Annotated in this window: 12 protein-coding genes and 2 tRNA genes; 11 read left to right on the plus strand and 3 right to left on the minus strand. The window is 69.6% G+C overall.

The window, feature by feature from the left end:
- Position 1: 1 nt before the first annotated feature.
- From pgsA to VFZ09_RS16890, 7 genes are all read left to right on the plus strand, one after another.
- Entirely contained in the window at positions 2 to 691 is a 690-nt protein-coding gene (pgsA, locus tag VFZ09_RS16860) for a CDP-diacylglycerol--glycerol-3-phosphate 3-phosphatidyltransferase (protein WP_329728601.1), read from the plus strand.
- 83 nt (positions 692 to 774) lie between these two features.
- Positions 775 to 849, plus strand: a tRNA-Gly gene (locus VFZ09_RS16865).
- Between the two features lie 13 nt (positions 850 to 862).
- A tRNA-Gly gene (locus tag VFZ09_RS16870) sits at positions 863 to 937 on the plus strand.
- Positions 938 to 1,131: 194 nt separating this feature from the next.
- A complete protein-coding gene (locus tag VFZ09_RS16875) occupies positions 1,132 to 1,911 on the plus strand; it encodes an ABC transporter permease (RefSeq protein ID WP_329728602.1) in 780 nt (259 codons plus the stop codon).
- Entirely contained in the window at positions 1,911 to 3,215 is a 1,305-nt protein-coding gene (locus VFZ09_RS16880; RefSeq protein ID WP_329728603.1) for an ABC transporter ATP-binding protein, read from the plus strand. Before VFZ09_RS16875 ends, VFZ09_RS16880 begins: the two co-directional genes overlap by 1 nt.
- Positions 3,212 to 4,060 carry a glycosyltransferase family 2 protein gene (locus VFZ09_RS16885; protein ID WP_329728604.1) on the plus strand — a complete coding sequence of 283 codons (849 nt, stop codon included), beginning with the start codon at positions 3,212 to 3,214 and terminating at the stop codon, positions 4,058 to 4,060. Before VFZ09_RS16880 ends, VFZ09_RS16885 begins: the two co-directional genes overlap by 4 nt.
- Positions 4,057 to 5,484, plus strand: a complete 1,428-nt coding sequence (locus VFZ09_RS16890; protein ID WP_329728605.1) for a glycosyltransferase family A protein — start codon at positions 4,057 to 4,059, stop codon at positions 5,482 to 5,484. Before VFZ09_RS16885 ends, VFZ09_RS16890 begins: the two co-directional genes overlap by 4 nt.
- A 20-nt stretch (positions 5,485 to 5,504) precedes the next feature.
- Here VFZ09_RS16890 and VFZ09_RS16895 read toward each other — a convergent pair whose 3' ends face one another.
- Both VFZ09_RS16895 and VFZ09_RS16900 read right to left on the minus strand, forming a co-directional pair.
- Positions 5,505 to 6,008, minus strand: a complete 504-nt coding sequence (locus VFZ09_RS16895) for a hypothetical protein (RefSeq protein WP_329728606.1) — start codon at positions 6,006 to 6,008, stop codon at positions 5,505 to 5,507.
- Positions 5,998 to 7,635 carry a glycosyltransferase gene (locus tag VFZ09_RS16900; RefSeq protein WP_329728607.1) on the minus strand — a complete coding sequence of 546 codons (1,638 nt, stop codon included), beginning with the start codon at positions 7,633 to 7,635 and terminating at the stop codon, positions 5,998 to 6,000. The genes VFZ09_RS16895 and VFZ09_RS16900 overlap by 11 nt, the downstream gene beginning before the upstream one ends.
- A gap of 115 nt (positions 7,636 to 7,750) precedes the next feature.
- On the opposite strand from VFZ09_RS16900, the gene rfbB reads away from it, so the two are divergent.
- The 4 genes from rfbB (at position 7,751) to rfbC (ending at position 11,217) form a co-directional block, all read left to right on the plus strand.
- Positions 7,751 to 8,770, plus strand: coding sequence for a dTDP-glucose 4,6-dehydratase (rfbB, locus tag VFZ09_RS16905; protein ID WP_329728608.1), 1,020 nt, complete (start codon positions 7,751 to 7,753; stop codon positions 8,768 to 8,770).
- A 16-nt stretch (positions 8,771 to 8,786) separates the two neighbouring features.
- Positions 8,787 to 9,686 (plus strand): SDR family oxidoreductase, encoded by a 900-nt coding sequence (locus tag VFZ09_RS16910; protein WP_329728609.1) that lies wholly within the window; start codon positions 8,787 to 8,789, stop codon positions 9,684 to 9,686.
- Between the two features lie 101 nt (positions 9,687 to 9,787).
- A complete protein-coding gene (gene rfbA, locus VFZ09_RS16915) occupies positions 9,788 to 10,669 on the plus strand; it encodes a glucose-1-phosphate thymidylyltransferase RfbA (RefSeq protein WP_329728610.1) in 882 nt (293 codons plus the stop codon).
- Entirely contained in the window at positions 10,666 to 11,217 is a 552-nt protein-coding gene (gene rfbC, locus VFZ09_RS16920; RefSeq protein WP_329728611.1) for a dTDP-4-dehydrorhamnose 3,5-epimerase, read from the plus strand. Before rfbA ends, rfbC begins: the two co-directional genes overlap by 4 nt.
- Here the strand turns inward: rfbC and VFZ09_RS16925 are convergent.
- A complete protein-coding gene (locus VFZ09_RS16925) occupies positions 11,205 to 13,511 on the minus strand; it encodes a glycosyltransferase (RefSeq protein WP_329728612.1) in 2,307 nt (768 codons plus the stop codon). The two genes, rfbC and VFZ09_RS16925, sit on opposite strands and share 13 nt — an antisense overlap.
- Positions 13,512 to 13,513: the final 2 nt, after the last annotated feature.

Raw genomic sequence — 13,513 nt, forward strand, 5'->3', positions numbered from 1 at the left:
CATGGATCGAGCTGAGCGTGCGTTGCGGAAGAAGCAGAAGAAGGAGGAGCGGGCGCGGCGTCGGGCGGCACGTCAGCCGAGCGTGCTCGTCCAGGAGTTCTGGAACCTCCCCAACATCCTGACGCTGGGCCGCATCTTCCTCATCCCCGTCTTCGTCTGGCTCACCTACGACGCGGATCCGCTCTCCTCGCTGCTGGCGGCCGCGGTGTTCGCCGTGGCCTCCATCACCGACGTGGTGGACGGCTACCTGGCGCGCCGTTGGAACCTCATCACCGTGGTGGGCAAGTTCATGGATCCGCTGGCCGACAAGCTCATCGCCATGGCCGCCCTGGTGATGATGGTGCGGCTGGGGCGCATCTCCGCCTGGGTCGTCATCGTGCTGCTGGCGCGCGAGTTCATCGTCAGCGGCCTGCGCACCATCGCGGCGAGCGAGGGCATGGTCATCGCCGCCGGGCAGGAGGGCAAGTGGAAGACCTCGCTGCAACTGGTGGGCATCATCTCCCTGTGCGTGCACTACGAGCACGTCATCGACGTGGGCTTCTACGCGGCGCCCGTGGACTTCAACAAGGCGGGCCAGTTGTTGGTCTACTTGTCGGGGGCGTTCTCGGTGTGGAGCGCCGTCGTGTACTTCCGCGCCTTCCTCTCCATGCTGGCCAGACGGGGGAGCGGAGCGGACGCACAGAAGGCTTGACGCACCTGGGACCGGATTGTATATCCCCCCTCGCTTTCGACGTCGCCGCGAGGCAACGCCGGAGGCAATCAGGAGCGAGTGACGCGGGAATAGCTCAGCGGTAGAGCATCGCCTTGCCAAGGCGAGGGTCGAGGGTTCAAATCCCTTTTCCCGCTCCACCACTCCTCTGATGCGGGAATAGCTCAGCGGTAGAGCATCGCCTTGCCAAGGCGAGGGTCGAGGGTTCAAATCCCTTTTCCCGCTCCAAGAAAAGGCCTCCTGGGAAGCCAGGAGGCCTTTGTTGTTTCCAGCTCTGGTTTGACGAGGCCCTGCCCTTTGCCTATAGGGGGCGCCGCCTCGGGCGGTTCGCCCCCGGGAAGCAGGGCGGCCAGCCATACGGAACGGGAATCCGTGGGGGCCGTTCCCCTCCACCCCTTCCCATGCTGTATGGATAGCGCCGCATGTTCCGCAACCTCCGAGAGCTCTACCAGTACCGGGGCCTCCTGCTGAGCCTGACGCAGCGCGAGCTCAAGGCCCGCTACCGCAACTCGGTGCTCGGGTTCCTCTGGACGTTCCTCAACCCGATGTTGCAGATGGCCGTCTACACGCTCCTCTTCTCCGTCTACATGCGGCAGAAGATGGAGGCGTACACGTACTTCGTGTTCGTGGGGCTGCTGCCGTGGATCTGGTTCAACAGCTCCCTGGGCACCGGGGCCAGCGCCATCAGTGACCGGAGGGATCTGCTCACCAAGGTGCGCTTCCCGGCCCAGGTGCTGCCCGCCTCGGTGGTGACCACCAACCTCATCAACTTCCTGCTGTCCCTGCCGTTGATGATGGTGCTGGGGATGTTCTTCGGCCGCTACCCCTCCTGGCACGTGGTGGCCTTCCCCGCGGTGGTGGTGACCCAGTTGGCCGTGACGCTGGCGCTCGCCTACCTCATCTCCTCGCTCAACGTCACCTTCCGGGACCTGCAGCAGATCGTCACCAACGTGCTGACGCTCTGGTTCTTCGTCACCCCCATCTTCTACCAGGCGACCACCATCCCCGAGCGCTTCCGCACGCTGGCCGTGCTGGCCAACCCCATGGCGGTGATGGTCACCTCCTACCAGGCCATCTTCTACGAGCAGCGGCTGCCGGATGCGGGGCCCCTGCTGCTGTGGATGGCCATTGCCTTCGGTCTGCTCTGGGTCGCGTCCGAAATCTTCGAGCGTCGCCGCGAGGAGTTCGCGGAGTTCATCTGATGCAAGCCCCCTCCAACGATGCCATCGTCCTGCGGGACGTGGTGAAGCGCTTTCGGAAGAGAACCATCCGGGGCGAGTACACGACCTTCAAGTCCGAGCTGGTGCGCTGGCTGCGCGGTCAGCGGCACAAGCAGGACGCCACGGTCATCGAGGCCCTCCGGGGCATCAACCTCACGGTGCCCCGCGGCAAGACGATGGGTATCATCGGCCGCAACGGCTCGGGCAAGAGCACGCTGCTCAAGCTCATCACCGGCATCTACACGCCGACGTCGGGCCACATCGAGCTCAACGGCCGCATCTCCGCGCTGTTGGATCTGGGCGCCGGCTTCCACCCGGACTTCTCCGGGCGGGAGAACATCCTCATCAACGGCGTCATCCTCGGCATGTCGCGCGCGGAGATCCGGGCGCGCATGGATGAGATCATCGCCTTCAGCGAGCTGGGCGACTTCATCGACGAGCCGGTGCGCACGTACTCCAGCGGCATGTACATGCGCCTGGCCTTCGCGGTGGCCACGCACGTGGACCCGGAGATCCTCATCATCGATGAGATCCTCGCGGTGGGCGACGAGCACTTCAGCCGCAAGAGCATGCAGAAGATGACGGAGTTCCGGAACGCCGGGAAGACGATCGTCATCGTCACGCATGACCTGGGCACGCTCGAGCGCTGGTGCGACCTGGCCGCGTGGATCGACGGTGGGCGCATCCGCGAGGTGGGCACGCCCGCGGAGGTCGTCCGGCACTACCGCCAGGCCGTGAACCTCGCGGAGGCCAGTGGCCTGCCCATGCTCGCGCCCGCCCTGTCTCCCGACGGCGGCGCCCTGCCCACGCTGGAGGCGGCGGCGCAGCGTCCCGGTTCCCCGGTCAGCCTCGAGCTGCTCCGGCTGACGAATCCCCGCGGCGAGGATGTGAAGGAGATCGGCACGGAGGAGGGCCTGGAGGTCCACATCGGCTACAACGCCACGCAACCGGTGGAGGATCTGGGCTTCTCGCTGGCGTTGATGCGCTCGGATGGCACGATGATCTACCGCATCACCACCTTCGCCGATGACGCCCGGATGCCCGGTGTCGTCTCCGGGCGTGGGACGGCGCGGTTGAGCATCGAGCGGCTCGGGCTGCTGTCCGGGGACTACACGTTCGATGTGTCCGCCCGGACGGCCAGTGGGTCCGTCTACGACGAGCGCAAGGGCGTGTGTCCGTTCTCGGTGCGTGTCTCCGGCGCGGACGAGGGGCTGGTGAGGTTGGTGCACCGCTGGCGGCTGGATGGCGTCGCCGAGGCGGCTCCCGTGAGACAGGTCGTCTCGTGAGCCGGGGCGGTCCGGCGCCGGGCTCGAGTCCCGTGTGGCTCGGCATCGTGCTGTACCGCAACTCTCGCGAGGAGCTGGAACGGCTCGTCGCCTCGCTGGCCGCGACCCGGGAGACGCCGGGGACACCGGCCTTCCAGGTGCGCTGGCTGGACAACTCGCCCACCGAGGCGCTGCGCGACGTGGTGCTCACGGTGTCACCGGGGGCGGACTACCGCTTCTCCGGGGCCAACCTGGGTTTTGGCGTGGCCCACAACCGGCTCATGGCCGAGGCGTTCGCGGACCCCTCGGTGCGCCACTACGTCTGCGTCAACCCGGACGGCGTGCTGCACCCCGAGTGTCTGCGCGAGCTCGTCACCGAGGCGGAGCGGCGGCCTCGTACGGGGCTGGTGGAGGCCCGGCTCTTCCCCGATGAGCTGCCCAAGCCGTACGACCCGGAGACGCACGAGACGCCCTGGTGCTCCGGGTGCGTGCTGCTGGTGCGGCGCGAGCTGTTCGAGTCCATCGGCGGCTTCGACGAGCGCTTCTTCATGTACTGCGAGGACGTGGACCTGTCCTGGCGGGCTCGCGCCGCGGGCTTCTCCGTCCGCGTGGCGCCTCGGGCGTTGGTGCATCACTACACGGTGACGCGGGAGCTCAGCCCGGACCGCGAGCGCCGCGTGCGCCGCAGCGCCGCCTTGCTGGGCGCCAAGTACGGTGACCTGGAGTTCGCCCGGGCCCGCATGAAGGAATACCTGGAGCTCGGTGGTGCGCCCTTCGAGCTTCCCAAGGAGTCCCGTCCGCCCCGCGCACTGGCCCGGGTGGCCGACTTCCAGCACCTCTTCGAGTTCGCGGAGCCTCGTTGGTGAGCACCGGCGCGCGTGACTCGGTTCTTCTGGAGACGCTGGACTCCCGGCTGAGCGGGCTCGTGCGGGAGCGCGTCCGGGCAGGGGACCGCGTGGCTCTCCTGGGTGAGGCGCCGGAGCTGGCCCGGGCCCTCGAGGCCGCGGGTTGTGCGGTGCTCGCGGTGCCGGCCACGGGCGAGCGGGTGGAGCGGATGCGTGCGTTCGCTCCCACCCACGTGGTGCTCCCGGTGGAGGAGGGGGAGCCGTTGCCCCAGGTGCGCGAGGCCTCCGAGGCCGCTCCCGGTGCCGAGCTCCTCCTGGCGATGCGCAACGCCGGTGCGTCGGCTGCCCTGCTGGAGACGTTGTTGGGGATGGCTCCGGGCCGGCCGGGCTCATCGGCCGAGGCCGTGCTGCGGGGCCTGACCGAGCTTGGACTCGAGGTGCGGCACCAGGAGCTCATTCCCTGCCAGGACTCCACGGCGGAGCTGGCCCCGGATACCGCGCGTGCCCTCCGGCGGCTCCTGGCGCAGCTCAGCCCCACCTCCGAGGCGGATGGGGTGTTGCTGGCCCTTGGGCGTGCTGCCTCGCGTGCTCCTTCGCGGGAGCCGGGGCTGCTCAGCATCGTGCTCTGGGCGGGAGACACGCCCGCGGCCTCGCTCGACGAGACGCTCTTCTCGCTCGCGTGTCAGGAGTACCGCCCGCTGGAACTGCTCGTGGTGCTGCCTCCGGGAGCCTCCCTGAAGGAACCGGACGCCCGCGCGCTGCTGGAACGCCACCGACGGCTCCGAGACTTCTCCTACCAGCTCATCCGCGTCCCCGAAGGCGGGATGGCCCGGGGCGTGCGCGAGGCTCGGGGCCAGTACCTGTCCTTCCTCGATGCCTCGTGCGTCGTGTACCCCGCCCACTACGTGCAACTCGTCCAGCGGCTGCGCGAGGGCTCCGCGGCGTGGGCCTTCGCTCGTTCCCGGTGGACGCTCGTTCGCGAGACGGCGGGGGGGCGCTTCATCGCGGAGAAGAAGCCCTTCCCGTTGGGCGACCACTTCGAGTTCTCCCATCTGCTGGAGCACCCGGCCCTGTTGTACGGGCTTGTCATCGATCGCTCGCGCGTGGGCGCGCTGCCGCTGGAGGTGGCGGATCCGGTGGAGGCTCCTCGGGCGGATCTGCCCGCGCGGCTGGCGAGTCTCTTCGAGCCCGTCTTCACCGCGGGGCTCGCGACGTGGGAGTGGCGCGCGCTCGGACCCGAGCCCATGGCGCTTCCCGCTCCGCCCCTCCAGGTGCTGCTCCCGCTCGCGTCGCTGGAGGAGCGGTTGGCCCGGGCCCAGGCCCGCGGCGAGAGCACCAAGGGTCTGCGTTATCAGGCCATCGACCGGCTCAACCAGCGCCTCCGGGAGCGCTTCCCTGGCACGCACGCCCGGGTCCGCTCCCTGGTCTCCCGCGTGCTGCGGTAGCGGAGTCCTTGGACCTGGTGTCAGGACCGCCGGTTCCGTCCCTTGGGGGCCCGCTCGGAAGGCACCTGCTCGGAAGGCGTCTGCTCAGGAGCCGACTGCTCCAGTGCGGCCAGCCGGGCCATGACCTCGCGGCGCCAGGCCGTCTGGGTCCGCGACTCCTCGCGCTGGTGCTCATAGATGAGCGCCAGCGAGTCGAGGATGGCCTCGTTGAACTCCACCTGCTTGCGCAGCATCTCGTTGATGAAGGGCTGGAAGGCGAGCCGGAAGGCGCGCTTGGCCGTCACCAGCATGGGCCCCACCACCGGGCGGTGCGAGGTGGGCGGCTCCGCGTAGCGGCTGTCCTTCTTCGAGCGGGGCGCCTGGAGGATGGGCGGCCATTCCGTCTCGGCCGGAGCCCGCTGCGAGGCGTCCAGCAGCCGGCGGAGCGACTCCACCTGCTCGGGCGCGGGCTCGGGCAGCCGTGCGGCCTCCTCCGCGAGGCGCTCGGCGGTCGGGGTCGTGGTGAGGAGATCTTCAGGACGCACGGAGGGCTCCAGTGGCCCGCAGGGCCTGGACGAGCGCGGACACGGTGGGCTCCGGCCGGCTGGGATCGAAGGTGAGCAGCCGCTGCCCCAGGCGCTCGCCCACGTCGGGCGCGGAGAGCGGGCGGGACGTGTCGCGGACCCCCCAGGCCTCGGCGGACAGGTGGGGCAGGGTGTCCCGGGCGAGCAGTGAATCCGCGGGCAGGAAGACGGTGGGCACACGCGAGGCGCGCAGTGCCGTCTCCAGCGACGAGGAGCCGGGAAGCTCACGCGACGCATCCCGGGGCAGGGGCTCGTCGGGGGTGAAGGCGCGCACCTCCAGGCCTCCCACGCGCAGCGAGCGCGGCGCCAGCTCCACCGGCCGGGGCTGGGGATCCAGCGTCAGCAGGCGTGCCCCGGGCAGTTGCTCCACCAGCCGCCGTGCCAGCTCGGACGCGGGCGCCTCCGGAGCGGCCACGAAGCCGGGGCACACGAGGTTCACGCCCGAGGCCCCGCTCCCGGTGGCCGGTGCACGCAGGGTGCCCTCCAGGAAGGGCTGGAGCCCCTCGCGCACGGCCTCGGCCACGGCGTCCTGGCCGAGCTGCTCCACCCGGGCGCGCTGGGCGGCGACCATCTCCCGCCGCAGGGCCGGGTCGCGCTCCAGCACCGCGAGCAACCGCGCAATCTCCAGGGGGTCGTTCGTCAGCGAGGCCACGCCCGCGCCCCCCATCGTCTCGGGCACGGCGGCGGCGCCATACGCCACCACGGGCACGCCGCGATACATGGCCTCCAGCAGCGGCACGCCGAAGCCCTCGTGCCGGCTCATGGAGAGGTACGCCGAGGCCACCGAGAAGCACGCGGACAGCTGCGCCGCGCTCACCCGCCCGAGGAACTGCACGCGCTCGGCCCCGAGCATCTCCTTCAGCCCGTACAGGTACGCGCCATACGGCGTCTCCCGGTTGAGGTAGCCCGCCACGAGCAGCCGGCTCCGGGGCTGGTACAGCCGCTGCCAGGCGGTGAAGACGCGCAGCACGTCGTCCACCCGCTTGCTCGGCACCGCGCGGCCCACGAAGAGGAGGTTGGCGCACCCGTCATCCAGCTCGGCGCGCAGCACCGGATCCGGCTCCACGTCGAAGGCCCGCCAGTCCACCGCGAAGGGCAGCACCGACACGTGCGGGTAGCCCGCCGCCACCAGTTCCTCGGCGCTGAAGCGCGAATACGCCCACGCGCACTCCACCATCGGCCTCATCGCCAGCAGCTCGTCCCGGGCCGCCTCGCAGGCCTGGGCCACCTTGCGCTCGAAACCCTCGAAGAGCCGGGCCGGCGTGACGTTGTGGTACACGACCGCCTTGCGCCCCGGCGAGCGGGCGATCAGCGGCACCAGCCTCGACTCGAAGCTGTGGTGGATGATGAGGGCACTCGAATCATCCGCCTCGCGCGGATAATCCTTCGCGGGCCGTACCAGGGGCCGGCACTCCTCGTCCCACTGGTCCGCGTAGATCTCCGAGGCGTAACCCCAGCTCCGCAGCAACTCGCGCAGGTAGCGCACCTGGTTGCCCACCGCGTCGCCCCAGGCCAGCCGAGGGACCAGCTGGTGGACCGCTCGGGCCGCTGATGGCCCGGCCGCCCGTCTGCTTCTCGGGATTCTCACGATGCTTCCAGCGTCTACCTGCTGGGAGGTCCGCACACAAGGCTGCCTTGACGCGCACCGCCCCCTTCGCTACTCAGGCCCCCGGTATTCACTTCTTTACTCTCCGAGTTCGTCGATGAACGTCCTGGTCACGGGTGGCTGCGGTTTCATTGGGTCCAACCTCGTCAAGTACCTGCGCCGCGTGCGGCCCGACTGGACGCTCGTCAATCTCGACAAGCTCACGTACGCGGGCAACCTCGAGAACCTCAAGGAGCTCGAGGGCGACCCCAAGCACATCTTCGTGCGCGGCGACGTGGCCAACCGCGAGCTCGTCGAGCACCTGATGGGCGTGCACCGCATCGACGCCGTCATGCACCTGGCGGCCGAGAGCCACGTGGACCGCTCCATCATGGGCCCCGAGGCCTTCATCCAGGCCAACGTGCTCGGCACCCAGCAGCTGCTCGAGGCCAGCCGCGTGCGCGGCATCAAGCGCTTCCTCATGGTCTCCACCGACGAGGTGTACGGCTCGCTCGGCCCCACCGGCTACTTCACCGAGACCTCGCCGCTGCAGCCCTCCAGCCCCTACTCGGCCTCCAAGACGAGCTCGGACCTGCTCGCGCTGGCCTGGCACCACACCTTCGGCATGGACGTGGTGGTGACGCGCTGCTCCAACAACTACGGCCGCTACCAGTTCCCCGAGAAGCTCATCCCCCTCATGGTCGTCAACGCCCTGCACGACAAGCCGCTGCCCGTCTACGGCGACGGCGCCAACGTGCGCGACTGGCTCCACGTGGAGGACCACTGCTCGGCGCTCCTCACCGCGCTGGAGAAGGGCAAGTCCGGTCAGGTCTACAACATCGGCGGCAACTCCGAGCGCAAGAACATCGAGATCGTCAAGGCGATCCTCGGCCTGCTCGACAAGCCCGAGTCCCTCATCAAGTACGTGAAGGACCGCCCGGGCCATGACCGGCGCTACGCCATCGACCCCACGAAGATCCGCACGGAGCTGGGCTGGACGCCGTCGCACACCTTCGAGCAGGGCCTGCAGGAGACGGTGCGCTGGTACGTGGACAACGCGGCCTGGTGGGAGCGCGTGATGAGCGGCGCCTACCGCCAGTACTTCGAGTCGCAGTACCGCACGCGCCTCAACGGCTGAGCCAGGAGCCTCTCCCATGCGATTCCTCGTCACGGGTTCCAACGGGCTGGTGGGCAGCCGCGTGTGCACGCTCCTCGAGAAGGGCGGGCACGAGGTGGTGGGTCTGGGCCGCGGTCCGCGCCGCACCGACGGCGCCTACCGGTATGTGGAGTGCGACCTCACGCGCGAGCAGGACGTGGCCGCCGCCCTCGAGGCCGCGGCTCCCGAGGTCATCATCCATCCGGCCTCCATGACGGAGGTGGATGCCTGCGAGCGCGAGCCGGAGCAGGCGTACGCGGCCAACGTCACCGCGGTGGCGGCGGTGGCCCGGGGCGCGCGCAAGCTGGGCGCGCACCTGGTGCACGTCTCCACGGACTACGTCTTCGACGGCGAGCACGGGCCCTACGACGAGCAGGCGCTGCCCAACCCGCGCGGCGTCTACGCCCTCACCAAGCACATGGGGGAGCAGGCCGCCCGCACCTTCGTGCCGGGCTGCGCCATCGCGCGCACCGCCGTGGTGTACGGCTGGCCCATGGCGGGCCGTCCCAACTTCGGCGCGTGGCTGGTGGGTGCCCTGGAGAAGGGTCAGCCCGTGAAGCTCTTCGAGGACCAGTTCGTCTCCGCGAGCCTCGCCGACAGCGTGGCCGCCATGCTGGTGGAGCTGGGCGAGCGCAAGCTGGGGGGCATCTGGAACACCTGCGGCGCGGACGTGGTGGATCGCGTCAGCTTCGGCCGAGCGGTGTGCGAGGTGTTCGGCTTCGATCCGGGCCTCATCACGCCTACCCGCCTGGCGGACATGAAGCTGGCGAGCCCTCGCCCGCTCCGCAGTGGCCTCAAGGTGGACAAGGTCCGCACCCAGCTGCGCACCCAGCCGCTGCCGTTGGCTGAGTCCCTGGCCCGCTTCCATGCCGCTTGGAAGGACGGGCGGGGTGCTTGAACGAAGCGCTTCGGGGCGGGTATAGCCTTCCCGAGGTCTGCAAACAGAGTGCGTCTGAGGGCCGGAGCGCGCTCCACCCGGCAGACCTTCCGAGGAAAGTCATGAAGGGAATCGTTCTCGCCGGGGGCTCCGGCACCCGTCTGTATCCGCTCACGCGCGTGGTCAGCAAGCAGCTGCTGCCCGTGTATGACAAGCCGATGATCTACTACCCGGTCACCACGCTGATGCTGGCGGGCATCCGGGACATCCTGATCATCTCCACGCCCACGGATCTGCCGCGCTTCGAGGAGCTGCTCGGCAGCGGCAAGCAGTGGGGCGTGAACTTCCAGTACGCGGTGCAGCCCAGCCCGGACGGGCTCGCCCAGGCCTTCATCATCGGCCGCGAGTTCGTGGGCAAGGACAAGGTGTCGCTCATCCTCGGCGACAACATCTTCTACGGCCACGGCCTGAGCGAGCTGGTGCAGCGCGCGGCGGCGCGTGAGTCGGGCGCCACCGTGTTCGGCTACTACGTGAAGGATCCCGAGCGCTACGGCGTGGTGGAGCTGGACGCGAACAACCGCGCGCTGAGCCTCGAGGAGAAGCCGGCCCAGCCCAAGTCCCACTACGCGGTGACGGGCCTGTACTTCTACGACAACCAGGTGCTGGACATCGCGAAGAACCTCAAGCCCTCCGCGCGCGGCGAGCTGGAGATCACCGACGTCAACATCGCCTACCTGCGCCAGCAGCAGCTGCAGGTGGAGCTGATGGGCCGCGGCTACGCGTGGCTGGACACCGGCACCCACGAGTCGCTGATGGAGGCCTCCAACTTCATCCAGATCATCGAGCACCGCCAGGGCCTCAAGGTGGCGTGCCCCGAGGAGATCGCCTACCGCATGGGCTACATCACCGCGGCCCAGGTGGCCGAGCAGGCCCACCCCATGCGCAAGAACGAGTACGGGCGCTACCTGCTGGATCTCATCGAGAACAAGGGAGCCCGCACGTGAACGTCGTGAAGACGGAGCTGCCCGGCGTCCTCATCCTCGAGCCCAAGCGCTTCGGCGACGATCGCGGCTTCTTCATGGAGATGTTCCATGCGAAGCGCTACGAGGAGCTCGGCATCCACGGGCCCTTCGTGCAGGACAACTTCTCGCGCTCGGCGAAGGGCATCCTCCGCGGCCTGCACTTCCAGGAGCCCAATGCCCAGGGCAAGCTGGTGCAGGTGGTGGCCGGTGCCGTCTACGACGTGGCGGTGGACATCCGCCGCGGCTCGCCCACCTTCGGGAAGTTCGTGGGCGTGGAGCTGAGCGCGGACAACCGGCGCCAGCTGTGGGTGCCGGCGGGCTTCGCGCACGGCTTCTGCGTCCTCTCCGAGAGCGCGGACTTCCACTACAAGTGCACGGACTTCTACTCGCCCACCACCGAGCGCGGCATCGCCTGGAATGACCCGGACCTGGGCATCCCCTGGCCGGTGACGTCGCCGCTGCTGTCGCCCAAGGACGCGGCCGCGCCCCGTCTGAAGGACGCGCCGGTGCTGCCCGTCTACGCGGGCTGAGCGCCGCCCTCCTCGCGGCCGGTGGCGTGAAGGGCGAACGCCTTCAACGCCTCGGCCGTGTGGAGGATGGCCTTGTCCCAGGACAGCTCGCGCACGTAGACGAAGCCGGCGGCGATCTGCCGCTGCCGGTACGGCTCGTCCTCGAGCAGCCGGCACACCGCGTCGGCGATGCTCGTCACGTTGGGAGGGGCCAGCACCACGGCTCCCTCCGGGTAGGCGGCGCGGGTGCTCTCCACGTCCACCTCCACCACCGGGCAGCCACACGCCGCCATCTCCTGCGGCAGCAGGCTGTAGTTGGTGAAGGACAGGCACACGCCCACGTCGCAGCTGGAGAACAGCCGCCGCAGCTGCGCGAAGTCCAGCACGCCATGCCCCACGAAGGGGACGGGCAGGTCCGAGGGCTCCACTCCCGCCCCGGCGATGTGGAGCTCCACGTCCGGGAAGCGCTCCTTCACCTTCTTCAGGGCGAGCGCGACGATCTGGAAGCCCCGGCGCGTGGTGTGCGGCCGCATGTACGCGAAGACGCGGCGCGCCCCTCCCTCGCGGACCGGCTCCGGGTAGTAGATGGCGTGGTCCACCGCCAGCGGGAAGCTCCGGGTGACCATGCCGTACTTCTCGCGCATCCGCCGCTCGAGCCAGGTGCCCGCCGTCAGCCCGTAGAAGCCGAAGCGGTAGGTGTCCTCCGCGAGCTGCCACTCGGCGCCCATGGGGAAGAAGGCCGGCTCGTAGTCCTGGATGAAGTACGCCTTCACCGGAGCGCAGGTGCTGGCCCGCACCACGTAGGCCGTCTGCCACGCCGTGGCCATCACGATGTCCGCCGGCTCCATCTCCCCCTCGAGGTGGCACACCGGTGCGGCGATGGGCGTGTACCACTCGTGCACCTGCGCCTGCAGCCGCATCGGCTGACGCGCCATGTTGCCGCTGTCCACCAGGTACACCCGGCACCGATGGCCCATCCGCTCCAGCCATTGGATGGTGCGGAAGATGGTCATGTGCCCGCCGCCGCCCCGGCCGAAGCCCGGCACCACCCAGTTGATGACCAGGTGCTCGGGATCCACCTGCCGCCGCCCGGCCACCGGGGGCGGAGCGCTCGGGCGGGGAGGCTCGATGAAGCGGTAGTGGCTGGCCTCCCACCACCCCCGTTCGGGCGCGTGGGTGGACCGCAGGGCGCGCCGGATGTCGAGGAGCGTCGAGCTGATGCCCTGGTGCTTGTATTGCCGGTAGCCGGCCACCGTCTTGCGGACGAGCTGGAACGCCGTCCCGAGCTTGCCGTGCTCGTCCATCGCTTGCGCGCAGGTCTGCTTCACGTCCTCCAGCAGCGAGGAGCGGCCATGCCGCTGTCCGGCGTCCCCCTTGAGCTCATGATGCTGGGAGATGCGGCGCACGAGCCCCTCCGGCAGCAGCTCGTACCGGTCCCCGAGGAACCAGCCCAGCCCCTGGCCCACGTCGCGGCCGAGCGTGAGCACCGCCTGGGAGAAGTGGGCCCGGCGCACGTCCTGGACGGACTGACGGAGCTTGTCGCGCATCAGCGCGCGGATGCCGGGCAGGTGCGGTGGGTCGAAGTACTCGCGGTGGAAGCGCGCCTCGTCGAAGGCGCGGCGGGCCTGGGTCAGCGGCGAGTAGTTGTGGCTGTGCCGCACCACGGCCCGGGGCGCGTAGGCCTTGATGTAGCCCGCCTCGAGGATGTCCGCGCCCCAGAGCTGATCCTCCATGAACTCCACGTCCCGGTAGGGGATGCGGGCCCAGACCGAGCGGCGGAGGGCGGCGTTGTTGTCGGAGAAGAAGCGGTAGTGGCCCTTGTGGGCCTCGTAGTGCGCCCAGCCCTCGGGGCCCGGGCGGATGCGGAAGAGGGTGGTGTCCGCGCCGAACCGGGCGAAGTGCCGCTCCAGCATGAAGGACTCGGAGGGGATGCAGCCGGGGTGCGGCTTGTGGCGCCCGAAGACGCCGGCCACCTCCTCGTTTTCGCGCAGGGGGGCGATCAGCTCCCGCAGCCACGCGGTGTCATCCGGCACGGCATCCTGCGTGAGGAGCGCCACGAAGGGGGTGGGGCTGTTCTGGATGGCCAGGTTGCGGGTGCGGCCGTGGCCGAAGTCCGCGGGCTCGATGCACAGCAGCCGCGCGGGGAACGAGCGGATGATGTCCAGGGAGCCGTCCCGGGAGCCGCTGTCCACGCAGAGGACCTCATAGGGGAAGTCCGTCTGCTGGGAGAAGACCGCGGCGAGGCACTCGCGCAGCAGCCCGCCCCCGTTCTTCACGGGGATGATGACCGTCACCAACGGGATGTCTTGCTTCATGG

Source organism: Archangium sp. (genome assembly GCF_036277355.1).
Lineage (GTDB): Bacteria > Myxococcota > Myxococcia > Myxococcales > Myxococcaceae > Archangium.